Source organism: Rhodococcus sp. P4_E4 (assembly GCF_056401575.1).
This window is the reverse complement of sequence record NZ_JBFUJB010000010.1, coordinates 39,013-62,886: the sequence shown is the minus strand read 5'-3', so window position 1 is coordinate 62,886 and position 23,874 is coordinate 39,013. Positions and strand designations below refer to the sequence as shown.

The window sequence follows — 23,874 nt, the reverse complement described above, 5'->3', positions numbered from 1 at the left end:
TTCAGTCCTTAGGTAGTGCGGACGAGCCTGCGGAGCCGGCCAGCCGGTCGAGAAGTTCTTGTGAGAGCCAGGGCATTTCGCCGCTCTCGATGTCTGTCACCAACGCGCCGATCCACTCTCTTTCGGCGACGGTCAGTGCGTGTGCGTAGTCCGCGCCCACCGTGAAGATTCGTGGTTTCTCCGCGGCCTTCACCGCTTCGTAGTCCACCTCGAATTTCGCAATCGTCTTGTCGAGGTGCGCGAGACGGATCCGAAGCATCTGACACGCAGTCGATGCGGAGAGGTTGTGCATCTCGGCAAGCGCGAGTGGCAACCGCGGATACTCCCGCACCGGAACCGCCAACATCTCGCGTAGTTGATGTTCGAGGGCATCACGGCCGCGGGCAGTGATCTCGTACGTCGTCCGCTCCGGGCGGTTGCCCTCACGATCGGTCCCGATCGAAGCCAGAAGTTCCTGCTTCTCCAACCGGGAAACCGTGTGATAGAGCGATCCCGGCTTGATTTTCACCAGCTGATCGCCCCGCCGCACCGAGGCGAGTTGGTACATCTCGTACGGGTGCATCGAACGCTCGGACAGCAGGCCCAGCACGGTGATTCCCAAAGGCGTCAGTGACACGTCACCCATAAGTCCCCCTCCCTGACAAGCCGTAGTTGACTGACGAGCCGCAATTGACCATTTCTTGACTATTCCACCCGAAATAGTCCACATGGAATATACGACCTCTGTCCGTCTCGATCAACCCGTTCGAATCGGACTAGCCTGTAGCGAGTGGACGATCATCACCTCGACATCATCCGACTTGCCTGGGCGCGTGAGCTGGGACTCGGCGACTCGGCACTGCGTTCGGCGCACACGGCCCGGGTCGTCGGCGACGACATCCACGTTCTCGATCTGGCAGGCTCCGGTGCGATCGTCGGGCCACAGTGGTTCATCGAGCGCACAGAGGGCATCTCCGTCGACGCACTACTGCAACCGACACGTCTCCTCGAGATCGCCGGCGATCACGGCGGGCGAATCACCGGTCCCGTCGATCTCGCTTTCCTCGGCGACTACACGGACGCGCCACCCGACGAGCAACTGCTGATTTCCCACGAGGTCGACGACGCCCTCGCCGTCGCTGCGCTGTGCCCACCCGACGACAGCACCACGGCCGACCTCGAGAACCGGACGCGGTGGTTCACCGCCGTCACCGATTCCACCGAGGTGCTCGGATGCGCGGCATACTCCGAATTTCAGGGATTCGTGGCAGATCTCACGACCCTGACTGCTCCTGCGCATCGCCGTCACGGAATCGGCTGTGCAGTAACGCTTCTCGCCGCGGAGGACGCTCTCGATTCCGGGTTGATCCCGCAGCTACGCACGAGTCGCGGCAGCGCGATCGCCGCGACGCTTCCACGTAAAGCCAAATTCGACGTTCTGGGGGCATACGCTCGGGTACACGTGCACCTGCCCAGTTGACACTCGAAATGACACTCGAACGAGAGGGACCGCAGATGAGTACGGAAGACGGCGCGAGCGAACCGACATTCGTCGAAGAGGGTCGTGAATTCAAACGCGACACCAACTACATCCCGACCCGGATCACCGAGGACGGTCGCGACGGTTACCCCGTCGAACCGGGGCGATACCGGTTGATCGTGGCACGTGCCTGCCCGTGGGCAAACCGCGCCATCATCGTCCGCCGTCTGCTCGGCCTCGAAGACGTACTGTCGATGGGCATCTGCGGTCCGGTTCACGACAAGCGAAGCTGGACTTTCGATCTCGACCCGGGCGGCGTCGATCCCGTACTGAAGATCCCGCGACTACAGGACGCGTACTTCGCCCGAGATCCCGAATACCCCAGGGGAATCACGGTGCCCGCCATGGTGGAGATCGCGACGGGCAAGGTGGTCACGAACGACTACCCACAGATCACCTTCGACTTCTCGACGCAATGGAAGAAGTACCACCGCGAAGGCGCACCGGATCTGTACCCGGAGCCTCTGCGAAACGAAATCGACGAAGTGGCCGAGTACGTGTTCCGCGACGTCAACAACGGCGTCTACCGCTGCGGTTTCGCCGGTTCACAGCAGGCGTACGACGAGGCATACGACACGCTGTTCGCCCGCCTCGACTGGCTCACCGAACGTCTTGCCCGGCAACGCTTCCTGGTGGGAGACACCATCACCGAGGCCGATGTGCGCCTGTTCACCACGCTTGTGCGATTCGATCCCGTCTATCACGGCCACTTCAAGTGCAACAGAAGCAAACTCAGCGAGATGCCGGTGCTGTGGGACTACGCACGCGATCTGTTCCAGACTCCCGGATTCGGTGACACCATCGACTTCACACAGATCAAAGCGCACTACTACATCGTGCATTCCGAGATCAATCCCTCCGGAATCGTGCCCAAGGGACCGGAATTGACGCACTGGCTCGAACCGCACGGCCGCGAACAGTTGGGTGGCCGACCGTTCGGGGACGGCACACCGCCTCACCCGCCCATCCCGTCGGAAGTGGTTCCAGCAGAGCACTGGGCCACCAGATAGGTCGCGGCGGCTACTCCCCTGCGTACGTGCCGAAACTCCAGTACACACCTTCGGGATCACGGCAGGTGAACCCCCGCGAACCGTAGTCCTCGTCGCGCAATCCCTGCGTGATCGTGGCGCCCGCCGCGACAGCGCGTTCGTGGAGTGCATCAGCTGCGTCCGCGTCGTCCACGACGATGTACACCGAACCGATTCCAGGCGGCAGGCCGGCGATCGCCGAATCGGTGCGCGGCGAACCCAGCATGATGCCGCCACCGCCCGGCCAGTCGAGTTGGGCGTGGTCCACCACGTCTCCCTCGCCGTAGACGACCTTCTCCACGAAACCGAAGGTGCTCACCAGAAAGTGGATTGCAGCCCGGGCGTCGAGGTAGCGCAGTGTCGGCCAGATGGTCGTCGAACGAGATTCCGAAGTGGCGGTCATAACACTCGAACTCCTGCCTGGGAAAACTCACGAAGAAAACCGAGTCTCGTACGAGCCTATGGCCCCTGCGATCACCGCCGCTACCGAAAACTTCACCTATTCTCGAGATACGGTCCACCTCGCTTCAGAGGAGGACAACTGTGGAGGGGCAGCAATGAGCAAGTCGACGAACAACGACAGCGGGCGTATCGAGAAGGTCCTCGTTTCCGTTCTCGACAACGGAAGCCGCCTGCAAGCGCCCGCAGTGGCCAAATACGTCAACCACGTCCGTAAGGCGCACCCCGACGAGTCACCTGCTCAGATCGTCGAGCGGATGGAAAAGATGTTCATTCTCGCCGTGACCGGAAGCGGCAGCGCCGTCGGTGCCACGGCCGCGGTGCCGGGCGTCGGAACAGTCGCGTCCATCGCTGCAGTCGGTGCGGAATCGGCTTTCTTCCTCGAAGCGTCGGCGCTGCTCACATTGGCAATAGCGTCTGTCCACGGAATCTCCGTGCGGGATCATCAGCAACGACGTGCCCTGGTACTGGCAGTCGCACTCGGCGAATCCGGCATGGAGATCGTCCAGAAGGCCACCGGGATCACGGCCAAGAACTGGGGAACGGCAATCACGAGCAAGATCCCCGGACCCACGATGAGGGGAATGAACAGCACCCTCGTGCGGAAATTCGTGACCAAGTACGCCGCCAAGCGCAGCGCACTGATCCTCGGCAAGCTCGTTCCCGCCGGAATCGGTGCGGTCATCGGCGGTGCGGGTAACCGTGCCATCGGCAAGGGAGTCGTCAAGAATGCGCGCGAAGCCTTCGGACCGGCACCGGCCAGGTGGACCGATCACCTGATCGTGATGCCTGCCGACGATGCCGCAGTGCTTCCCCAGACGGAGACACGCCGGGCCATCCGCAGATAGCCGTCCGGGCCGTAGGCTCGCATCACGTATTCGCCGCCGACCCGGGAGCAGCATTGACGAACACCGCAATGGGATCCTTCTCTGCCCCCATCGAGATTCGTGGGTTGACGAAGACGTTCAAGGCGGCGCGCGCGGTCAACGACCTGAGCTTCGACGTTCAGGCGGGCTCGATCACCGGGTTTCTCGGCCCGAACGGTTCGGGCAAGACGACCACGTTGCGGATGCTCCTCGGACTGGTGTCACCGACGTCGGGATCGGCCACGATCAACGGCACTCCGATGCGTTTGCTGTCCAACCCGGCCCGGACCGTCGGCGCAGTACTCGACGTCGGCAGTCTCCATCCGAAACGAACGGCGCTCGGACACCTCGAGATCTACGCGGCCGCTATCGGCACGCCGACTCAGCGCGCGGCGCAGGTGCTGGACATGGTCGGTCTGAGTTCGGTCGGAGCCCACAAGACCGGCACCTTCTCGCTCGGGATGCGCCAACGCCTGATCCTTGCCACCGCGATGCTCGGTGATCCCGAGATCCTCGTGCTCGACGAACCCGCGAACGGACTCGACCCCGAGGGCATGGCGTGGCTACGTCAGTTCCTGCAGACCTTCGCCGGTTCCGGCCGAACGGTTCTGATCTCGAGTCACGCGCTTCGTGAAGTGGAAGCGACCGTCGACAGCGTGGTCATCGTCAGCGCCGGCTCACTCGTCTACCAAGGGACCATGGACGAACTTCGTCGCTCCCAGCGCAGTCGACTGCTCGTCTCGTGTTCCAACCCAGCGCTCCTCGCCACGGCACTGGCCGCTCGGGGAATCATCGACGCCCAGATCACGCAGGACGGACGACTCGCCGTGGGCGGCACCGACACGTCGGTGCTCCCACCGGTGGCGTCGGCGGCCGGTGTCACGATCTTCGGTGTCGCGACCGAAGGCGCAGATCTCGAGCAACTGTTCCTCGCGATGACAACACCGCAGTACGCGGTTCCCCAGGTCGGATACCACCGCCCACCCGGTCCCGGTTCCGGACCGGGCTATTACGGCCCTGCCGCATACGGACCTTCCGGAGGACACAGATGACCACGCTCGTGCGCGCGGAGACACTCAAAGTTCTCACCTTGCGCTACTGGTGGGCACTGGCCATCGCACCGGTCGTCGTGGCCGTGCTGATTGCTGCCTCGACTCGGACGTTCGTCGAAGTTGTGGCCGATTCGGCCGACACCACTTTCGACGTCGATGTCGTGTCCACCGGCGTCAGCCTCGGTGTCTCCAACACGCTTGTCCTGGTGTTCGCGGCCGTCTTCGGAGCGCTCACCGCCGGATCCGAATTCGGCTACCAGACTCTCACCACAACGTTCCTCACAGCTCGCGGCCGCGACGGAGTTCTCGGCGCAAAGCTTGCCGTCGTCGCGGTATTCGCCGTCGGCTACGCACTGGCGGTCGAAGTAGTCAGCATCGGCGCGATGTTGCTCTTCGGCCGGGACTTCAGCTTCACCACCGATCTCTTCGCCATCTGCGCCGCAGGCATTCTGGCGTGTGCGCTGTGGGCACTACTCGGCGCCGGGGTGGCCCTGCTCACCGGTTCGTCGATGGCCGGTGCCCTCTCGGTCATCCTGTGGTTCGTCTTCGGTGAATGGATCGTCCGCGCCGTGCTGCTCGCGATGGATCTCGGTGGGATCGGGGCCGCGCTTCCGGTATCGGCCACGATCGGCACGATCGTCAATGCGGCCCCGTCGATCGACGTCGACGCGTTTGCGTCCTGGCCGAGCGGCCCGATGATTCTGGCCGCTTGGGTAGTTCTGTTCTGTGGGCTCGGTTGGCTACGGACCAGGACCCGCGACATCACCTGAAAAAGCTGTCTGGGGCCGGGTCTACCGTGGATCTCGATGAACACGATCAACACGGACAGTCCGGTAGCTGGAGAGGTGGATCGAGCTCCGGGCTGGATCCGCCGCTTGGCCCACGCATGCTGGTTGCACCGAAGAGTTGCGATCGGCGCGCTACTCGTTACGGTCATCGCCTCTGCGATCGACATCTCGTTTCCTCTCCTGACCCGCTATGCGCTCGACGCCGCAAGCCAGGAGAACCCGGGCAAGGTGATCGGGTTCGTCGCGTTGGCGATCGCGTTGCTCGCGATCGTCCGCTTCGCGTGCCAGTACGGCCGACGGATGCTTGCCGGCCGACTCTCGCTCGACGTTCAACACGACTTGCGGCTCGCCCTGCTCGGTTCGCTGCAACGCCTCGACGGACGCGGGCAGGATCAGATCCGCACAGGCCAGGTCGTCTCCCGGTCCATCACCGATCTGCAGCTCGTCCAGGGTTTGCTCGCGATGGTGCCGATGTCCGCAGGAGCGCTCCTGCAATTCGTGCTGGCGATCGGCATCATGGCGTGGCTCTCGCCGCTGTTGACTCTCGTCGCTGTCGCCGTCATCCCAGCAGTAGGGCTGGTGGTGTTCCTGATGCGACCGATGCTCTTCGCCGCAACATGGTCCGCGCAGCAGCGGGCCGCCGACCTCGCCCAACACGTCGAGGAAACTGTCACCGGCGTTCGCGTCGTCAAGGGATTCGGGCAGGAACAACGAGCCGTCGACCAGCTGGAGAAACATAGCCGCACGCTGTACTCCGAGCGCCTTCGCGCCGCGTGGTTGAACGCGAAATTCGCGCCAACCATGGCCGCCTTGCCCCAGCTCGGGCAGGTGGGAGTGATCGCTCTCGGCGGGTATCTCGCACTGCACGACAAGATCACCGTGGGAACGTTTCTCGCGTTCGCCACCTACATCGTGACGATGACCGGAGTCACCCGAACTCTGTCGTCGGTCATCGTCATGGCGCAGCTGGCGCGCGCCGCTGTAGAGCGTGTCTACGACGTCATCAACGCTCAGCCGGACATCGCCGATCCAGACCATCCGGTGGACCTGCCCGACGGTCCTCTCGGAGTCACCTTCGACGACGTGGCATTCGGATTCGACACCGAACGCGACGTCCTGACCGGGCTGAACCTCCGCATAGAACCGGGCGAGACCGTCGCCGTCGTGGGTCCGGCCGCGTCGGGCAAGACCGCGTTGTCCTTGCTTCTCCCGCGGTTCTACGCACCGACTTCGGGTGCGGTGACAGTCGATACCGCCGGCGAGACGTTCCCCATCGGCGAACTGCGCAGTGAGCAACTTCGTGCCGCCGTCAGCCTCGTCTTCGACGAGCCCTTCCTGTTCTCGGACACCATTGCCGCCAACATCGCACTTGGCCGCGAGGACGCCTCCGACGAGGACATCCGCGACGCAGCAGCACTGGCACAGGCAGATTCGTTCATCGAGGCACTCCCGGACGGATACGACACCGTTGTCGGTGAACGAGGTCTGACGCTGTCGGGCGGCCAGCGTCAGCGCATCGCACTTGCCAGGGCACTGCTCGTCGACCCACGGATCCTGGTCCTCGACGACGCGACCTCCGCAGTCGATGCGGCTACCGAAGCCGCGATCTTCGACGCGTTCCGGGCCAGACGGCGCCAGACCACGCTCATCCTCGCTCACCGGCGGTCCACCCTGACGCTCGCAGACCGGGTCGCGGTTCTCGACGGCGGACGGATCATCGACTCCGGAACCGTGGACGAACTGGAAGCGCGATGTCCGCTCTTTCGTGCCCTGTTCTCCTCGCCGCCGGAACTACCGGCCGAACTCGACGACGTCGACTCCGATGCTTTCGGACGTGACCGCAGCGAGCCGACAACCGAGCAGTTGTGGCCGCAGGCACCGGAATCCGAAGCCGACAGCACAGCCGCTACGACGCAGGGTGCGGGCGGACCGATGGCCGGAGCGCTCAGCGGAATCGCGGTGACGCCGTCCCTGCGGGCAGCAGTCGACGCTCTCCCACCCGCACGCGAAGACCCCGGAATCGCTCCTGAGAGCCTGCGCGAATCGAATCCACAGTTCTCACTCCGACAGATCTTGACGCCGGTCCGCTGGGTTCTACTGGCGGTTGTCGTGTGCCTTGCCCTGGACTCCGCAGCGGCGATCGCATTTCCCTCCCTCGTCAGATACGCGATCGACCACGGAGTCGTGACCGCGGACAGCAGCACGCTCTGGATAGCGACGGCATTCGGCGCCCTCCTGGTCGCAGCGGACTGGGTCGTCGTCGCGGTCATGACGGTGCTCACCGCCCGGGCCGGCGAACGCGTGTTGTTCGGGCTCCGCGTACGCAGCTATGCACACCTACAGCGTCTGGGCCTGGACTACTACGAACGTGAATTGTCCGGGCGCATCATGACGCGCATGACCACCGACGTCGACGCGCTGTCGTCGTTCATCCAAACCGGCATGTCGACGGCGATCGTGAGCGTCCTGACCGTCGGCGGCATTTCGATCGCACTCCTGGCGACCGACGTGACGCTCGGACTGGTGGCGCTGGCCGTCATCCCACCGCTCGTGGTTGCGACCGTGATCTTCCGCAAGATCTCCTCGGTTGCCTACAGCCAGTCCCGCGAACGGATCTCGCTCGTCAATGCCGACTTCCAGGAGAACATCGCCGGTCTGCGAGCGGCTCAGGCCTACCGCCGCGAAGAAGGTGCGGCGCGTCGGTTCGCAGAACGCTCCGAAAGCTACCGCCGATCGCGGATGCGGTCGCAGCGAGCCATCTCGATCTACTTCCCGTTCATCTCGTTCCTGTCCGACCTCGCGTTGGCCGCAGTGGTGTTCGTCGGCGCGCACCAGATCGCCAACGGGTCGACGTCGCCCGGCGTACTGATCGCTTTCGTGCTCTACCTCGGCCTGCTGTTCGGACCGATTCAGCAACTCTCACAAGTGTTCGATGGTTACCAACAGGCAAACGTCGGATTGCAACGAATCGGTGACCTTCTGCGTACTCGGAGTTCGATCGAAACAGCCGACAGCGAGGATCTGATCGCGATCTCCGGACGGCTCGACGGCGCCGTCCATCTCGACGGGGTCGGGTTCCGGTACTCGGGTGCGGACGTCGACGCCCTCTCCGATTTCGATCTGCAGATTCCGCCGGGCACGACGGTTGCCCTCGTCGGCAGAACCGGTGCCGGGAAGTCGACGGTGGTGAAGTTGCTCGCCCGCTTCTACGACCCGCCGTCCGGATCCGTCGACGTGGACGGAACCGACATCCGGAACTTCCACCTCTCGCAGTACCGACGTCGCCTCGGCGTGGTCCCGCAAGAGGCGCATCTGTTCACCGGCACGGTCGCCGACAACATCGCGTACGGGAGGCCGTCGGCGTCGCGCGCGGAGATCGAGGAAGCGGCGCGTTCCGTCGGCGCACTGAATTCGATAGCCGACATGCGTGGAGGCATGAATCATCCCGTCGGCGAGCGCGGCCAGGGGCTCTCGGCGGGCCAACGCCAACTGATCGCATTGGCCCGTGCCGAACTGGTCGACCCGGACCTTCTGCTCCTCGACGAGGCGACCGCGACGCTCGATCCCGCGACCGAACGAATGGTGCTCGAAGCAAGTCGGTCGGTCACCCGGAAACGGACTTCCGTCGTCGTAGCTCACCGCCTCGCGACAGCTGCCCGAGCGGACCTCGTTGTCGTAGTTGACCGGGGACGTATCGTTGAATACGGCCCGCACGATGTTCTGCGGTATGCCGGTGGTCACTACTCGGGACTCTGGGATGCATCGCAGGCGCGTGAGGGGAATAATCTGACGTCGAGAACTGTCATCGAAGGCAACCCCGTCGCGTGACAGTCGGCACGGATTTGTACCGCCGAGAGGTAGTGCGCGATCGCAAGATCACGGACTTCCGTGAGACAGCTCACAAATTGTGTGCCGCACAATTGCTCGTCACACGCTCGGGCTAATCTCATATATATAGGCGCTCTGATCGGGTACCGAAATAGAAACGAGGCGAACACCTGCCGTGAGCAGCAGTTCTACATCCCAATTCGGACAGAACCAGTGGCTGGTTGACGAGATGTACCAACGCTTCCAGGACGATCCGTCGTCCGTGGATCCCAGTTGGCACGAATTCTTGACCGATTACTCGCCGGACTCGGCGAACACGGGAGGTGGAAACGGGACTGCCTCGAACGGCAACGCGGCTGCACCCGCCGCTGTTGTAGCTCCGCCTGCTGCTCCCAAGGCCACGCCTCCCGCCCCCAAGACCGCACCTCCTGCGCCGCCTGCCAAGGCGGCCGCACCGGCCCCCGCGAAGACGGCAGCGCCCGCCGCGAAGGCCGCCCCAGCCAAGCCTGCAGCAGCCAAGCCTGCGGCCGCTCCCGCGAAGCCCGCTCCCGCCGGCGGAGCCGAGGAAACCAAGGTTCTCCGCGGCGCCGCAGCAGCGGTCGTCAAGAACATGTCGCTCTCGCTCGAGATTCCGACAGCAACCAGCGTGCGTGCCATCCCCGCGAAGCTGATGTTCGACAACCGCATCGTCATCAACAACCACCTCGCCCGTACCCGCGGCGGCAAGATCTCGTTCACCCACCTCCTGGGTTACGCGATCGTCCAGGCAGTCAACGCGTTCCCCAACATGAACCGGCACTTCGCCGAAATCGACGGCAAGCCGAACGCGGTCACCCCCGAGCACACCAATCTCGGACTCGCGATCGACCTTCCCGGCAAGGACGGCAACCGCTCACTGGTTGTTGCCGCCATCCGGAACACCGAGTCGATGAACTTCGTCCAGTTCCACGCGGCGTACGAGGACATCGTCCGACGCGCCCGTGAAGGCAAGCTCACCGGCGAAGACTTCACCGGCGTCACCATTTCGCTGACCAACCCGGGCGGCATCGGCACGGTTCACTCCGTTCCTCGCCTGATGAAGGGCCAGGGCGCCATCATCGGTGCCGGCGCGATGGAATACCCCGCCGAGTTCCAGGGCGCCAGCGACGAGAAGCTGGCCGAGATGGGCGTCGGCAAGTTGATGACTCTCACCTCGACCTACGATCACCGCATCATCCAGGGTGCCGAGTCGGGCGATTTCCTGCGCACGATCCACAACCTGCTGATCAGCGACGAGTTCTACGACGAGATCTTCCACGCGCTCGGCAACCCGTACGAGCCGGTGCGTTGGCGCAAGGACGTGCCGGAAGGCGCTGTCGACAAGAACACCCGTGTTCTCGAACTGATCGCTGCATACCGTGACCGCGGCCACCTCATGGCCGACACGGACCCGTTGCAGTTCGTCAAGGACAAGTTCCACAGCCACCCCGACCTCGATGTCATCAGCCACGGCCTGACGCTGTGGGATCTGGACCGCGAGTTCAAGGTCGGCGGCTTCCACGGCCAAGAGAAGATGAAGCTGCGCGACGTGTTGAGCGTGCTGCGCGACGCGTACTGCCGCCACGTCGGCGTCGAGTACACACACATCCTCGAGACGGATCAGCGTCAGTGGATCCAGGACCGCGTCGAGGGCCATCACGCCAAGCCTTCGGTCGCTCAGCAGAAGTACATCCTGAGCAAGCTCAACGCCGCCGAGGCCTTCGAGACGTTCCTGCAGACCAAGTACGTCGGCCAGAAGCGCTTCTCGCTCGAAGGCGCCGAAGCCGTCATCCCGATGATGGACGCCGTGATCGACCAGGCCGCCGAGCACCAGCTCGACGAGGTCGTCATCGGAATGCCGCACCGTGGCCGTCTCAACGTGCTTGCCAACATCGTCGGCAAGCCGTACTCCAAGATCTTCACGGAGTTCGAGGGCAACATGAACCCGGCAGCCGCTCACGGCTCCGGCGACGTGAAGTACCACCTGGGCGCCAGCGGAACGTACATACAGATGTTCGGTGACAACGACATCGCTGTCTCCTTGACCGCCAACCCGTCTCACCTCGAGGCCGTCGACCCGGTTCTCGAAGGCCTGGTCCGCGCAAAGCAGGACATCCTCGACAAGGGCGAAGAAGGCTTCACCGTCCTGCCGCTCATGCTGCACGGTGACGCTGCATTCGCCGGTCAGGGCGTTGTCGCCGAGACGCTGAACCTCTCGCTGCTTCGCGGCTACCGCACCGGCGGCACCGTACACATCGTCGTGAACAACCAGGTCGGCTTCACCACCGCTCCGGAACATTCACGCTCGTCCGAGTACTGCACGGACGTCGCGAAGATGATCGCCGCACCGGTCTTCCACGTCAACGGCGACGACCCCGAGGCGTGCGTCTGGGTTGCTCAGCTGGCCGTCGACTTCCGTGAGAAGTTCGGCAAGGACGTCGTCATCGACCTCATCTGCTACCGCCGCCGCGGTCACAACGAGGGCGACGATCCGTCGATGACCCAGCCGGCGATGTACGACGTCATCGACACCAAGCGCAGCGTTCGTAAGAGCTACACCGAGTCCCTCATCGGCCGCGGTGACATCTCGCTCAAGGAAGCCGAAGACGCACTTCGCGACTACCAGGGCCAGCTCGAACGGGTCTTCAACGAGGTCCGTGAACTCGAGAAGTTCCAGCCCGAACCGTCCGAGTCCGTCGAACTCGACCAGACTCCGCCGGCTCGCCTGACCACGGCTGTCGCTCCCGAGGTCCTCGAGCGCATCGGTGATGCGTTCGTCAACGTCCCCGACGGCTTCACCGTTCACCCGCGCGTCAAGCCGGTTGCCGAGAAGCGCCGCGAGATGGCCCGTGAGGGACATGTCGACTGGGCGTTCGCAGAATTGCTCGCGTTCGGCTCGTTGGCCGAGCAGGGTGCCTTGATCCGCCTCGCGGGTCAGGACTCCAAGCGTGGAACGTTCACGCAGCGTCACTCGGTCCTCATCGACCGCAAGACCGGCAACGAGTACAGCCCGATCGCCAAGATCGCTGCCGACGCCGAAAACGGCGGCAAGTTCATGGTCTACGACTCCGCACTCACCGAGTACGCAGGTCTGGGCTTCGAGTACGGCTACTCGGTGGGTAACCCCGACGCTCTGGTCCTGTGGGAAGCGCAGTTCGGTGACTTCGTCAACGGCGCGCAGACCATCATCGACGAGTTCATCTCTTCGGGTGAGGCCAAGTGGGGTCAGCTCTCCGACGTCGTGCTGCTCCTGCCGCACGGTCACGAGGGTCAGGGTCCGGACCACACCTCCGGTCGCATCGAGCGTTTCCTTCAGCTGTGTGCAGAAGGCTCGATGACCGTTGCGGTTCCGTCGACTCCGGCCAGCTACTTCCACCTGCTGCGTCGCCATCACCTCGACGGCATCCGCCGTCCGCTGGTGGTCTTCACGCCCAAGTCGATGCTGCGTAACAAGGCTGCAGTCAGCAACGTCGAGGACTTCACGACGGGCAAGTTCCGTTCCGTCTTCGAGGAGCCTGCATTCGAGAGCGGCGAAAGCGCCCGCGAATCGGTCAAGCGGGTTCTGCTGGTCAGCGGCAAGCTGTACTGGGAGCTTCTGGCGAAGAAGCACAAGGACGAGCGTGACGACATCGCAATCGTGCGCATGGAGCAGCTCTACCCCGTGCCGAAGCGTCGTCTCAAGGAGACCCTGGACCGTTACCCGAATGCGGATCAGTTCCGTTGGGTTCAGGAAGAGCCCGCAAACCAGGGTGCGTGGCCGTTCCTCGGACTGGCTCTGCCGGATCTTCTGCCGGAGACCTTGACCGGCATCAAGCGCATCTCGCGTCGTCCGATGTCCGCTCCCTCTTCGGGATCGAGCAAGGTGCACGCGGTGGAGCAGCAGGAGATCTTGGACGAGGCGTTCCTGCCGACCAACTGAGCAGTGGCGTTCCTGCCGACCAACTGATGTGACACAGAGTTACTCGAGGCCGGGCCCACATTCCGCAAGGAGTGTGGGCCCGGCTTTTCTGCGTTCGCGTCAATTCGATTGCAGCAGACCCAGATCCGGCCCGGCATCGAAGCCGACGGCGGCCAGCGCCAACGCGGGCAACGACTGAACCGTCAGGTCGATCAGTTCCTCGCGGGTGATGGCGGGCGCGCGGAGCCAACTGATGGTGGCTTCCTCGACAAACGCGATCCAACCTCGAACGGCCAACTCCACCTGAGGCGTTCGAGTCAGGCCGATCTTGGGGAGCTGATCGAGGGTTCTCTTGGCCATGATGTCGCGAGTCTGCTCGAACACCTCACGCATCTGCGGATCCCCGCTGGCGGTCCCCCGGAGCAGCGAGACGTAGGTATTGCGGTTCTCGGTCACGTAGTCGACGTACGACGCCAGCACCGATCGGAGGGTGAGCATCGGATCGTCCGACTCGCTCGGCTCCGTGCGCTGGAGCATCTGTTCACTGCTGTGTCGGACGATGGCGAGATGGAACTCGCTTTTCGACGCGAAGTAGTGGAACAGAAGCCCACGCGACACCCCCGCTTGATCGGCGATGTCCTCGACGGAAATCTGCTCGAGCGGCCGTTCGGCCAGCATGCGCGCCCCGAGATCGATGAGTTGCGCTCGGCGTTGCGCAGGGTCGAGCCGCGTTCGCTTTACTGCGTCCATGCCCAATAGACTACTGAATATCCGTCAATAAGCTATTGACCGTGACTCAATAAAGGCATATCGTTCCCTACATGAGTCTTCCAGTTACAGATACCTCAGCACCTGCCGCGGATACTCGCCACGTCGGCACACTGATCATCGGCAGCGGTTTCGCCGGTCTCGGTGCGGCGATCAAACTGGCACAGGCCGGCATCACCGACTATGTCGTTCTCGAGCGCGGCAACGACGTCGGTGGAACCTGGCGTGACAACAGCTACCCGGGCGCCGCGTGTGACGTGCCGTCGCATTTGTACTCGTACTCTTTTGCACTCAATCCGGAGTGGACGCGCTCCTTCTCCACCCAGCCCGAGATCTACAAGTACATCCAGTCGGTGGCCAACCGCCACAAGGTGCTCGACAAGCACATCTTCGACTGCGACGTTCTCTCAGCCCGATGGGACGAGTCGTCGGCTCAGTGGCACGTCAGCACCAACAAGGGTGAATTCGTCGCAAAGATCGTCGTCTCGGCCGTCGGTGCACTGTGTGAGCCTTCACTTCCGGACATCAAGGGCATCGACGGATTCAAGGGCGAGATTTTCCACTCCTCGCGCTGGAACCACGATGCCGATCTGACGGGCAAGCGCGTGGCCGTCATCGGAACCGGCGCCTCCGCCATCCAGATCGTGCCCGCTATCGGCAAGAAGGTCTCACACCTCGACGTGTACCAGCGCACTGCGCCGTGGATCCTGCCCCGCGCAGACCGCGAGTACACCAAGATCGAGCATCTCGCGTTCAAGTACCTCCCCGGCTTCCAGAAGTTGTGCCGCACCGGTATCTACTGGATGCGAGAGACGCAGGTCGTCGGCCTGGCCAAGGCGCCGGTCTTCATGAAGCCGCTGCAGTTCGCCGCCGAGCGTCACCTGAAGGCTCAGATCAAGGACAAGGATCTTCGTAAGAAGGTCATGCCCAACTTCCAGATCGGCTGCAAGCGCATGCTGATCTCGAACAACTACTTCCCCACCCTCGCCCAGGACAATGTCGACCTGGTGACCGAAGGCATCGAGGAGGTGACCGCCAACGGGATCGTCTCGAAGACCGGCACCACCCGTGAGATCGATGCCATCGTCGTTGCGACCGGATTCCACGTCACCGACTCCCCCACCTTCGCGGGAATCTTCGGCAAGGACGGACGCTCGCTCGCCGAGGTCTTCGAAGAGACCGGCATGCAGGGATACAAGGGCGCCGCAGTTGCCAACTTCCCCAACATGTTCTTCCTGGTCGGCCCCAACACCGGCCTCGGACATTCGTCGATGGTCTTCATGATCGAGTCGCAGATCAACTACCTGGTCGACGCGATCGCCACCATCGACAAGTACGACATCGGCACCATCGAGGTGCGCAAGGACAAGCAGGACAAGTACAACAAGGACCTGCAGGCAGCTATGTCCAAGAGCGTGTGGAACAACGGCGGTTGCGCCAGCTGGTACATGGACAAGCACGGAAACAACACCACCCTGTGGCCTGGCTTCACCTTCCAGTTCCGCAATGCCACCAAGCATTTCGACCTCGCGGCATACCGCAGCGTCGCCACCTCGGATCTCGGCGCCGTCGGCACCGCGACCACTTCACAGATCGACCTCGACGACGAGAAGGCAGTAGCACAATGAGTGATTTTGCAGGCAAGGTCGTAGTCATCACCGGAGCGGGATCGGGCATCGGTCGCGCACTCGCACTGAACCTGGCCGGCCAGGGCGCCAAGTTGGCGATCTCCGACGTGGACACCGTCGGGCTCGCCGAGACAGCACGTCTGGTGGAGGCCATCGGCGCCGAGGTGAAGTCGGACCATCTCGACGTCACCCAGCGCGAGGCGGTTCTCGAGTACGCCGACGCGGTTGTCGCCCATTTCGGCAAGGTCAACCAGATCTACAACAACGCCGGAATCGCGTACCACGGCACCTTCGAGAAGTCCGAGTTCAAGGACTTCGAACGTGTCATGGACGTCGACTTCTGGGGAGTTGTCAACGGCACCAAGGCATTCCTTCCCCACGTCATCGCCTCCGGTGACGGGCACATCGTGAACGTGTCGAGCCTCTTCGGTCTGCTGTCGATGCCGGGTCAGAGCGCCTACAACTCGGCCAAGTTCGCCGTTCGCGGTTTCACCGAGTCGCTTCGCCAGGAAATGCTGATCGCCAAGCACCCGGTGAAGGTGACCTGTGTGCACCCGGGCGGAATCAAGACTGCCATCGCACGCAACGCCACCGCAGGTCCGGGCGAAGATCTTGCGGTCTTCTCCGAGTTCTTCGACCGCAAGCTCGCGCGCACCACTCCGGAGGACGCCGCCAAGACGATCGTCAACGGTGTTCGCAAGAGCAAGCCGCGAGTTCTCATCGGGATGGACGCAATCGCACTCGACGCCTGGGTTCGCCTCGTAGGATCGGGCTACCAGCGCATCGTCGCGATCGTCGCCGGCCGAATGATGCCCAAGTCCAGCTGAGTTCGTTTCACAGCGTCGTTCGTTTCACAGCGTCGTTCGTTTCACAGCGCAGTTCGCATAAAGAGTCAGGAGCCCTGCCGGTGAGCACGTTCACCCTTCCGCTGCCCGTGGTCGCATTCTTGTTGAAGCCGTACTTCCGTCTGGCTTTCAACTCGCGGCTGCCGTATCGGATTCAACGTCTGTTGCTCGAGGCCGGGGCACCGCTACAGCAGGTTCCAGCGGGCGCCGTCGTGCGCCCGCTGGAGCTGGCTTGCCGACCGGCTGAGAAGATCACCGTCGGCGCAACCGAGCGCCCCACCGCAGTTCTCTACCTGCATGGCGGGGCGTACACGCTGGGTTCGCTGGCCACACACCGTTCTCTCGCAGCTCATCTCGCGCGTGAGTCGTCCAGTGCGGTCTTCACCTTGGACTACCGTCTCGCGCCGGAGAATCCGTATCCCGCCGCTCTCGACGACGCGGTCTCAGCCTTCATGCAGTTGGTCACCGAGTTCGACTATTCGGAAGACCGCGTTGCCATTGCCGGCGATTCGGCCGGTGGCGGTTTGGCCGCGGCGACCGCTCTGCGTCTGATCGAGCGTCACGGCGTGACCCCCGGCGCGCTCGCACTGATCTCACCGTGGGTCGATCCCGGCGATCGGGATGCCACCAAAAAGGCCGACCTTGTTGTCAACACAGCCTGGTCCTTCGATGCCGCCGACGCTTACCTTGCCGGCGGCGACCGTACTGATCCTGGCTACGCGCCGATGCACGGCAAGCTCGACGGGTTGCCGCCCACCAGGATTCACGTCGGTTCCGAGGAGGTCCTCTACCCGCAGATCATGACGTTCACCGACAAGCTCTCCGCTGCCGGCGTCGACGTGTCCCTGGTGGAGTACGCACGACTGTGGCATGTGGCTCACGCACAGGCGTCACTGGTGAAGGAAGCAGCAGACGCCGTTGCCGACCTCGGCCAGTTCATCGCATCGAAACTGATTCGTGCCAAGGATGATTCGAGTTCAGCAGTGGGATCGAACAGTCACTGACGGGTGGCCCACTCCGTCCATGTCACTGACGGGTGGCCCACTCCGTCCATGTCACTGACGGGTGTCCCACCAGGTTCGTGCCACTTCCGAGGCTGACGCCTTGCCGGTCCGCACCTGATCGATCATCGCGGCGAGATCGGTGGTGGACAGTTCACCCGCAACGACGCTGAGCGCCTTGACAGCCGAATCTCCCAGTGCGCCCGCTCGAAAGAGCGGAACGACATTCTGCGCAGCCAGAACGTGATTCGAATCAGCGAGCACTGTGACGGCATCGGATTGTGCCAGCGCTGACAGCGTCGTGCTTCCGAATACCTGTGCACCGGGTACGTCTGCCGGCGTTGCCTGATCGACACCGGCGAAGACACACTCGGCGCCCTCGGCCAACTGTTCCACTGCCCCGTCCTCTACGAATCTCGCGGAGACGAGCGGCGTCGCCGCGGCACACGAAGGAGCAAAGGCTTCTATCGTCTTCGCTCCCAACGACTGTGCGTATCCGGTGTCGAGTGCGAGGACCGCACGATCTTCGGCCATCGCATAGTCGGAGACCGAAAGACCCTCCGGCAGAGAGCGACTCAAGGCTTCGAAGACGTCGTCGGCCTTGCGGGCCGGGGATGACGGGTCGTAGTGATCGAGCAGCGCACCGGTGAACTCGGGCACCAAGGTGACTCGCGCTGCGTCCAGAGCCTCGAGTGATTGGGTTCTGCCTCCACCCACCGATTCGACGCGAGCCGACAGACCGGAGGATGAGAGCACCGTCGAATACACCTCGGCCAACACCGAACTCTCCACTGATGCGTCAGCAGCCACCACGATCTGGTCACGAGACTCCGCTCCGGCGCTCTCTACCACCGAATCACCGTTTGCGCATCCGCTGAGAATTGGCAGGACCATCAGTGCTGCAACAACAGTCGAATACTTCGTGCGTGTGCTCTTCACCGAAATCCTCACATCCAATCCCATGGATCGAAAACCGTGCCATGTCGGTACCTATCGTTACACTTGTCGGGCGATGCGCGGTAACCAGTCCTGACGCAGCCACTCGGTGGCGGCGCCGTCGAAGCCACTCGGGTGGCTTCGCCACAAGGGGATGGTTTCCGACGCCCGAAACACGGGACGCCCGAAAAACCGGAAGGACGCTCATGCGCACCTCACGATTTCGTTCCAACCGTTGGCTCGTAGCCGCGGCAACCGTTGTCTCTCTGACTGCACTGACAGCGTGCGGTAGCAGTGACGGTGACTCCAACAGCGATCCCAACGCGGTTGTCGTCGGCTCCGCCAACTTCACCGAATCCGAGACGATCGCCAACATCTACGCCGAAGCACTGCGTGTCAACGGGTTCGATGTGTCCACGTCGTTCAACGTCGGCAGCCGTGAGGCGTACATTCCGGCACTCAAGGACGGGTCGATCAGCGTCATTCCGGATTACACGGGAAATCTCCTGCAGTACTTGGATCCCGACAGCACGGCCACCAGCTCCGCTGATGTCCTCGCCGCTCTTCCCGCAGCTCTCGGGTCGGAATTGGCAATTGCGACGCCTGCATCCGCCGAGGACAAGGACGCCGTCGTCGTCACCAAGGAAACCGCTGACAAGTGGAACCTGAAGACGATCGCCGATCTGGCTCCGCATTCCGCCGAGGTCAAGTTCGGCGCTCCGGCCGAGTTCCAGGAACGTCCAGCCGGATTGCCCGGTTTGAAGTCCAATTACGGTCTCGACATCTCGGCAGCCAACTTCGTCCCGATCGCCGACGGCGGTGGACCGGCAACAGTGAAGGCTCTCTCGTCCGGCGACATCACGGCGGCAAACATCTTCACGACGTCTGCCTCCATCCCGGCAAACAACTTCGTGGTTCTCGAAGACCCGAAGAACAATTTCCCGGCTCAGAACGTGGTGCCGGTGCTGCGCGCGTCGAAGTCTTCCGACAAGTTGAAGACAGTCCTCGATGCGGTGTCCGCCAAGCTCACCACCGAAGAGTTGTTGGCACTCAACGTCCAGGTGTCCGGCGACACCAAGACGGAGCCGGCAGCGGCGGCCAAGGCGTGGGTGACGGCGCAGGGCCTCGACAAGCCGGTCTCGTAGTCACGTGATCACATTCGAGGGCGTCACCAAGCAGTATCCGGACGGCACCACCGCCGTCGACCGTCTCGATCTCACCATCGAGGCCGAGTCGTTCACGGTGTTCGTGGGGCCGTCCGGGTGCGGCAAGACGACGTCGATGCGCATGATCAACCGGATGATCACACCGACGTCGGGCAAGATCTTCGTCGACGGTCGTGACATCGAACAGACCGACGCGGTGAAGCTGCGTCTCGGCATCGGGTACGTCATCCAGAACGCCGGCCTGCTTCCGCATCGCACCGTGATCGACAACGTCGCAACAGTTCCGGTACTGCGCGGTGAGTCCCGCCGCGCAGCGCGCAAAGCCGCGTTGGGGGTACTCGAACGAGTCGGTCTGGACATCTCCCTTGCCACCCGCTATCCCGGGCAACTCTCGGGTGGGCAGCAACAACGTGTGGGAGTTGCGCGTGCATTGGCTGCCGATCCGCCGATCCTGTTGATGGACGAGCCGTTCAGCGCCGTCGACCCGGTGGTGCGTGAGGATCTGCAGACCGAAATGCTCCGTCTTCAAAGCGAACTGAAGAAGACGATCGTCTTTGTCACCCACGACATCGACGAGGCAGTCAAACTCGGTGATCACATTGCCGTCTTCGGTCCCGGCGGGCGGCTTCAGCAGGTTGCGGCACCTCGCGACGTGTTGGCCGCACCGGCAACGGATTTTGTCGCCGGATTTGTCGGACGCGATCGCGGATATCGGGGATTGTCGTTCCGCGCTGCCGACGAGGTTCCGTTGCACCCCGTACGCACGGCCGTCGAGAACGAATTGAAGGCTCTGCGTCTCGAATTGGGCGAGTGGGTTCTCGTGGTCACGGACAGCGGAAGTCCACAGGGATGGATCGACGTGACCGGCGTCGAAGGCCTGCGCTCGGGACGCACTCTCGCGCAGTCGACGTCGGCCGGTGGTTCGTTGTTCTCCCCCGGCGGTGATCTACGCCAAGCACTCGATGCGGCAATCTCGTCCCCTTCCGGTATCGGCGTTGCCGTCGACGGCGAGGGCGCGGTCATCGGCGGGATCCTTGGCTCCGAAGTCGTGGCGAAATTGGCAGATCAGCGTCGACGCGAGGACGAGGAACGCAACCGAGTCGCCTTCACCGAGGGATTCGGGGCGTAGCGGCATGCGCTGGCTCATCGACAATTTCTCGACGGTCGTGGACTACTCGAAGACCCATCTGTATCTGGCGCTGCTGCCCTTGCTGATCGGTCTCCTGATTGCCGTTCCGGTCGGAACAGCGATCCGCAACGTCAGATGGCTGCGCCGAATCACGTTGACCCTGGCGAGCATTGCGTTCACGATTCCGTCGCTCGCGCTGTTCGTCACCATCCCCCAGCTGTTCGGACTCAAGACCCTTGATCCGCTCAACGTCGTGATCGCACTGAGCGTCTATGCGACAGCACTGCTCATCCGGGCCGTGCCCGAAGCACTCGATTCGGTGCCGGACAACGTCATCGACGCTTCCACCGCCGTCGGGTTCACACCGCTACGACGCGCCCTGACGGTCGAGTTGCCGTTGGCACTGCCGGTGATGATCGCGAACATCAGAGTTATTGCCGTTACCAATATTTCGCTGGTTTCGGTCGGATCGCTGATCGGAATCGGCGGGCTGGGAGTTCTGTTCAAACAGGGCTACGACCGCGACTACCCGGACCAGATCGTTGCCGGCATCATCGCGATTGTCGTGCTGGCCCTGGCGCTCGACCTGATCCTGTATCTGATCGGCCGATTCCTGACCCCGTGGACCAGAACATCGACCTCGTCGAAGGTCCCCGCCGTCGTGGCTGCCGAGGGGGAACCCGTATGAGCATCTTCACCGGAGCCTGGGACTTCATCGTCGATCCCGGAAATTGGAGCGGCGACACCGGAATCGGCACCCGCATCCTCCAGCACCTCTGGTACAGCGTTCTGGCCGTGGCGCTTTCGGCTGTGATCGCGGTGCCCATCGGATTACTCATCGGCCATCTGCGTCGCGGTGAGATCGTGGTCGTCAGTCTGGTCAACGCACTGCGGTCACTGCCCACTCTCGGCCTGCTCACCTTCCTTGTTCTTCTCATGGGCCTGGGAGTGATGCCGCCGATTCTCGCCCTCGTCATCCTTGGTATTCCCCCACTACTCGCCGGCACGTACGCCGGAATTGCCAGCGTCGACCGCGGCGTCGTCGAGGCCGCGCGGGCGATGGGTATGACCGAACTCCAAGTGCTCTTCCGCGTCGAGATACCCAATGCGCTGCCATTGATTCTCGGCGGACTGCGTAACGCGACACTGCAGGTGATTGCCACGGCAACGGTCGCCGCCTACGTCAACCTCGGCGGCCTCGGCCGGTACATCTTCGACGGTCTCGCGCTCTACAAGTACGACCGAGTGGTCGTCGGCGCAATCCTGGTCGCGGTTGTGGCTCTGGTCGTGGACGGCTTACTGGCGCTGGTGGTCTGGGCATCGGTTCCCGGGACCGGCAGGCTGCGCCGAACACCCGACCTCACTCGTCTGTAGATCGGTACACACGAAAAGCCCCGATCGGAACCTTGTGTGCGGGTCCCGATCGGGGCTTTCGTAGTCCCTCTTAGCTGGTCACGCCCTCAGCATGCGCTGCGGCCGCGACGGCTTCCGCTACTGCGGGTGCCACGCGAGGGTCGAGTGGGCTGGGGACGATTTTGTCCGCCGCCAACTCGTCGCCGACCACCGACAGGATTGCCTCGGCGGCAGCGAGCTTCATACCTTCGGTGATGCGACGGGCGCCGGCGTCGAGCGCGCCCTTGAACACACCGGGGAAGGCGAGAACATTGTTGATCTGGTTCGGGAAATCACTGCGACCCGTAGCCACGATCGCCGCGTACTTCGACGCGGTTTCGGGGTGAATCTCCGGGTCCGGGTTGGAGAGCGCGAACACGATCGACTCGGGAGCCATCGAAGCGATGAGCTCCTCGGGGATCTTGCCCGCCGAGACACCGAGGAACACGTCGGCACCTTCGAGAGCCTCGATGGCACCACCGTGCAGGTCGCGGGGATTGGTGCGGGCCGCGAGTTCTGCCTTCACGTCGTTGAGGTCGCTGCGCTCGCCCGAGATGATGCCCTTCGAGTCCAGCACGATGACGTCGCTGATTCCGGCGGCGAGCAGGATGTTCGCGCACGCAACACCCGCAGCACCGGCGCCGGAGATGACGACCTTGAGTGTGGTGATGTCGCGGCTCTGAACCTTCACGGCGCCCTTGAGGGCAGCGAGGACCACGATGGCGGTTCCGTGCTGATCGTCGTGCATGACGGGGCAGTCGAGGGCTTCGATGACGCGCTTCTCGATCTCGAAGCAACGCGGCGCCGAAATGTCCTCGAGGTTGACCGCGCCGAAGCTCGGGCGCAGACGGATGAGCGTCTCGACGATCTCGTCGGGATCCTTGGTGTCGAGAACCAGCGGAATGGAGTTCAGTCCGGCGAAGTTCTTGAACAGTGCCGACTTGCCCTCCATGACGGGCAGCGACGCGCGGGGGCCGATGTCGCCGAGTCCGAGAACCGCGGTGCCGTCGCTGACCACGACGACAAGTCGGTTGGTCCACGTGTATCGATCGGCGAGGGTTTCGTCTGCAGCGATGGCGCGGCTCACCTGAGCAACACCCGGCGTGTAGGCGATCGAGAGGGCCCGCTGCGTATCGAGCGGTGCTGTGGTCTCGACCGAGAGCTTGCCACCGACGTGAGCGGCAAAGATTTCTTCGTCGGTCAACTCGACCTTGGGTACGTTGATGGCTTCAGTCACGAGGGACACGATGACACTCCTGATTAGTCCAGCCTCAAGCGGGGCTGGGTTACTGGGAAGTAATCCTTCGGACCGCTGCGAAACTACGTTCACAACGGTCAGAGATCATTTCTTCCGCGAACGACTACTGAGAAGAAGAGCATTCGGCGTGCGCGAGAAAGTGGGCCGCAATACATCCGAAGCGTCATGGTGTGGGGCGGGTGAGCCCTGGCGTATCCATGCAATCTAGGTTTCGGGAGAAATTCTGACGAAACCTGCACTTCGGGGCCGGGCTGTGGCGCCGCCTCGAAGTAACTCCAGTTTGCCACCAGAGTCG

At 63.1% G+C, this 23,874-nt stretch carries 19 protein-coding genes; 14 read left to right on the top strand and 5 right to left on the bottom strand.

What is annotated here, in order from left to right:
• Position 1 precedes the first annotated feature (1 nt).
• Positions 2-625: a PadR family transcriptional regulator gene (locus AC1DVN_RS13120; protein WP_019749322.1), complete on the bottom strand. Its 624-nt coding sequence runs from the start codon at positions 623-625 to the stop codon at positions 2-4.
• 144 nt (positions 626-769) lie between these two features.
• Between AC1DVN_RS13120 and AC1DVN_RS13115 the strand changes: the two genes are divergently transcribed.
• Both AC1DVN_RS13115 and AC1DVN_RS13110 read left to right on the top strand, forming a co-directional pair.
• Positions 770-1,459 carry a GNAT family N-acetyltransferase gene (locus tag AC1DVN_RS13115; RefSeq protein WP_477993886.1) on the top strand — a complete coding sequence of 230 codons (690 nt, stop codon included), beginning with the start codon at positions 770-772 and terminating at the stop codon, positions 1,457-1,459.
• A 35-nt stretch (positions 1,460-1,494) separates the two neighbouring features.
• Positions 1,495-2,529 (top strand): glutathione S-transferase family protein, encoded by a 1,035-nt coding sequence (locus AC1DVN_RS13110; protein ID WP_477993885.1) that lies wholly within the window; start codon positions 1,495-1,497, stop codon positions 2,527-2,529.
• A 10-nt stretch (positions 2,530-2,539) separates the two neighbouring features.
• On the opposite strand, the gene AC1DVN_RS13105 is transcribed toward AC1DVN_RS13110, so the two are convergent.
• Positions 2,540-2,950 carry a VOC family protein gene (locus tag AC1DVN_RS13105; protein ID WP_019749325.1) on the bottom strand — a complete coding sequence of 137 codons (411 nt, stop codon included), beginning with the start codon at positions 2,948-2,950 and terminating at the stop codon, positions 2,540-2,542.
• 154 nt (positions 2,951-3,104) lie between these two features.
• On the opposite strand from AC1DVN_RS13105, the gene AC1DVN_RS13100 reads away from it, so the two are divergent.
• The 5 genes from AC1DVN_RS13100 (at position 3,105) to AC1DVN_RS13080 (ending at position 13,477) form a co-directional block, all read left to right on the top strand.
• Positions 3,105-3,854, top strand: coding sequence for a hypothetical protein (locus AC1DVN_RS13100; protein WP_477993884.1), 750 nt, complete (start codon positions 3,105-3,107; stop codon positions 3,852-3,854).
• A gap of 68 nt (positions 3,855-3,922) precedes the next feature.
• The gene (locus AC1DVN_RS13095; RefSeq protein ID WP_041815089.1) at positions 3,923-4,924 is read left to right on the top strand and encodes an ABC transporter ATP-binding protein; all 1,002 of its coding nucleotides are present in this window, start codon (positions 3,923-3,925) and stop codon (positions 4,922-4,924) included.
• On the top strand, positions 4,921-5,694 hold the full coding sequence (locus AC1DVN_RS13090; RefSeq protein ID WP_477993883.1) for an ABC transporter permease: 774 nt from the start codon (positions 4,921-4,923) through the stop codon (positions 5,692-5,694). Before AC1DVN_RS13095 ends, AC1DVN_RS13090 begins: the two co-directional genes overlap by 4 nt.
• Before the next feature lie 36 nt (positions 5,695-5,730).
• On the top strand, positions 5,731-9,540 hold the full coding sequence (locus AC1DVN_RS13085) for an ABC transporter ATP-binding protein (protein ID WP_477993882.1): 3,810 nt from the start codon (positions 5,731-5,733) through the stop codon (positions 9,538-9,540).
• A 175-nt stretch (positions 9,541-9,715) separates the two neighbouring features.
• Positions 9,716-13,477 (top strand): multifunctional oxoglutarate decarboxylase/oxoglutarate dehydrogenase thiamine pyrophosphate-binding subunit/dihydrolipoyllysine-residue succinyltransferase subunit, encoded by a 3,762-nt coding sequence (locus AC1DVN_RS13080; RefSeq protein WP_019749330.1) that lies wholly within the window; start codon positions 9,716-9,718, stop codon positions 13,475-13,477.
• Between the two features lie 99 nt (positions 13,478-13,576).
• Here the strand turns inward: AC1DVN_RS13080 and AC1DVN_RS13075 are convergent, their stop codons facing one another.
• A complete protein-coding gene (locus AC1DVN_RS13075) occupies positions 13,577-14,206 on the bottom strand; it encodes a TetR/AcrR family transcriptional regulator (protein ID WP_007736130.1) in 630 nt (209 codons plus the stop codon).
• A 71-nt stretch (positions 14,207-14,277) separates the two neighbouring features.
• Here AC1DVN_RS13075 and AC1DVN_RS13070 point away from each other — a divergent pair, with 71 nt between their 5' ends.
• The 3 genes from AC1DVN_RS13070 (at position 14,278) to AC1DVN_RS13060 (ending at position 17,701) form a co-directional block, all read left to right on the top strand.
• Positions 14,278-15,852: a flavin-containing monooxygenase gene (locus tag AC1DVN_RS13070; protein ID WP_019749332.1), complete on the top strand. Its 1,575-nt coding sequence runs from the start codon at positions 14,278-14,280 to the stop codon at positions 15,850-15,852.
• Positions 15,849-16,679: an SDR family NAD(P)-dependent oxidoreductase gene (locus AC1DVN_RS13065; protein WP_019749333.1), complete on the top strand. Its 831-nt coding sequence runs from the start codon at positions 15,849-15,851 to the stop codon at positions 16,677-16,679. Before AC1DVN_RS13070 ends, AC1DVN_RS13065 begins: the two co-directional genes overlap by 4 nt.
• Before the next feature lie 80 nt (positions 16,680-16,759).
• A complete protein-coding gene (locus tag AC1DVN_RS13060) occupies positions 16,760-17,701 on the top strand; it encodes an alpha/beta hydrolase fold domain-containing protein (protein ID WP_477993881.1) in 942 nt (313 codons plus the stop codon).
• A gap of 51 nt (positions 17,702-17,752) precedes the next feature.
• On the opposite strand, the gene AC1DVN_RS13055 is transcribed toward AC1DVN_RS13060, so the two are convergent.
• Positions 17,753-18,637 (bottom strand): ABC transporter substrate-binding protein, encoded by an 885-nt coding sequence (locus AC1DVN_RS13055; RefSeq protein ID WP_195790696.1) that lies wholly within the window; start codon positions 18,635-18,637, stop codon positions 17,753-17,755.
• Between the two features lie 203 nt (positions 18,638-18,840).
• Between AC1DVN_RS13055 and AC1DVN_RS13050 the strand changes: the two genes are divergently transcribed.
• Genes AC1DVN_RS13050 through AC1DVN_RS13035 form a run of 4 tightly spaced genes read left to right on the top strand, consistent with a single transcriptional unit; the run spans position 18,841 to position 22,303 of the window.
• Positions 18,841-19,779 carry an ABC transporter substrate-binding protein gene (locus tag AC1DVN_RS13050; RefSeq protein WP_019749336.1) on the top strand — a complete coding sequence of 313 codons (939 nt, stop codon included), beginning with the start codon at positions 18,841-18,843 and terminating at the stop codon, positions 19,777-19,779.
• 4 nt (positions 19,780-19,783) lie between these two features.
• Positions 19,784-20,929: an ABC transporter ATP-binding protein gene (locus tag AC1DVN_RS13045; protein ID WP_029255803.1), complete on the top strand. Its 1,146-nt coding sequence runs from the start codon at positions 19,784-19,786 to the stop codon at positions 20,927-20,929.
• 4 nt (positions 20,930-20,933) lie between these two features.
• Positions 20,934-21,617 (top strand): ABC transporter permease, encoded by a 684-nt coding sequence (locus AC1DVN_RS13040; RefSeq protein WP_019749338.1) that lies wholly within the window; start codon positions 20,934-20,936, stop codon positions 21,615-21,617.
• Positions 21,614-22,303, top strand: a complete 690-nt coding sequence (locus tag AC1DVN_RS13035) for an ABC transporter permease (protein WP_003945081.1) — start codon at positions 21,614-21,616, stop codon at positions 22,301-22,303. Before AC1DVN_RS13040 ends, AC1DVN_RS13035 begins: the two co-directional genes overlap by 4 nt.
• 70 nt (positions 22,304-22,373) lie before the next feature.
• Here the strand turns inward: AC1DVN_RS13035 and AC1DVN_RS13030 are convergent, their stop codons facing one another.
• Positions 22,374-23,567: an NAD(P)-dependent malic enzyme gene (locus AC1DVN_RS13030; protein WP_003945072.1), complete on the bottom strand. Its 1,194-nt coding sequence runs from the start codon at positions 23,565-23,567 to the stop codon at positions 22,374-22,376.
• Positions 23,568-23,874 lie beyond the last annotated feature (307 nt).

Bases quoted from the DNA above. Each gene is read 5' to 3' on its own strand.
- AC1DVN_RS13050 (WP_019749336.1), top strand. From the start codon at position 18,841: ATGCGCACCTCACGATTTCGTTCCAACCGTTGGCTCGTAGCCGCGGCA.
- AC1DVN_RS13120 (WP_019749322.1), bottom strand. From the start codon at position 625: ATGGGTGACGTGTCACTGACGCCTTTGGGAATCACCGTGCTGGGCCTG.
- AC1DVN_RS13070 (WP_019749332.1), top strand. From the start codon at position 14,278: ATGAGTCTTCCAGTTACAGATACCTCAGCACCTGCCGCGGATACTCGC.
- AC1DVN_RS13035 (WP_003945081.1), top strand. From the start codon at position 21,614: ATGAGCATCTTCACCGGAGCCTGGGACTTCATCGTCGATCCCGGAAAT.
- AC1DVN_RS13085 (WP_477993882.1), top strand. From the start codon at position 5,731: ATGAACACGATCAACACGGACAGTCCGGTAGCTGGAGAGGTGGATCGA.
- AC1DVN_RS13065 (WP_019749333.1), top strand. From the start codon at position 15,849: ATGAGTGATTTTGCAGGCAAGGTCGTAGTCATCACCGGAGCGGGATCG.
- AC1DVN_RS13110 (WP_477993885.1), top strand. From the start codon at position 1,495: ATGAGTACGGAAGACGGCGCGAGCGAACCGACATTCGTCGAAGAGGGT.
- AC1DVN_RS13090 (WP_477993883.1), top strand. From the start codon at position 4,921: ATGACCACGCTCGTGCGCGCGGAGACACTCAAAGTTCTCACCTTGCGC.
- AC1DVN_RS13040 (WP_019749338.1), top strand. From the start codon at position 20,934: ATGCGCTGGCTCATCGACAATTTCTCGACGGTCGTGGACTACTCGAAG.
- AC1DVN_RS13100 (WP_477993884.1), top strand. From the start codon at position 3,105: ATGAGCAAGTCGACGAACAACGACAGCGGGCGTATCGAGAAGGTCCTC.
- AC1DVN_RS13095 (WP_041815089.1), top strand. From the start codon at position 3,923: ATGGGATCCTTCTCTGCCCCCATCGAGATTCGTGGGTTGACGAAGACG.
- AC1DVN_RS13105 (WP_019749325.1), bottom strand. From the start codon at position 2,950: ATGACCGCCACTTCGGAATCTCGTTCGACGACCATCTGGCCGACACTG.
- AC1DVN_RS13075 (WP_007736130.1), bottom strand. From the start codon at position 14,206: ATGGACGCAGTAAAGCGAACGCGGCTCGACCCTGCGCAACGCCGAGCG.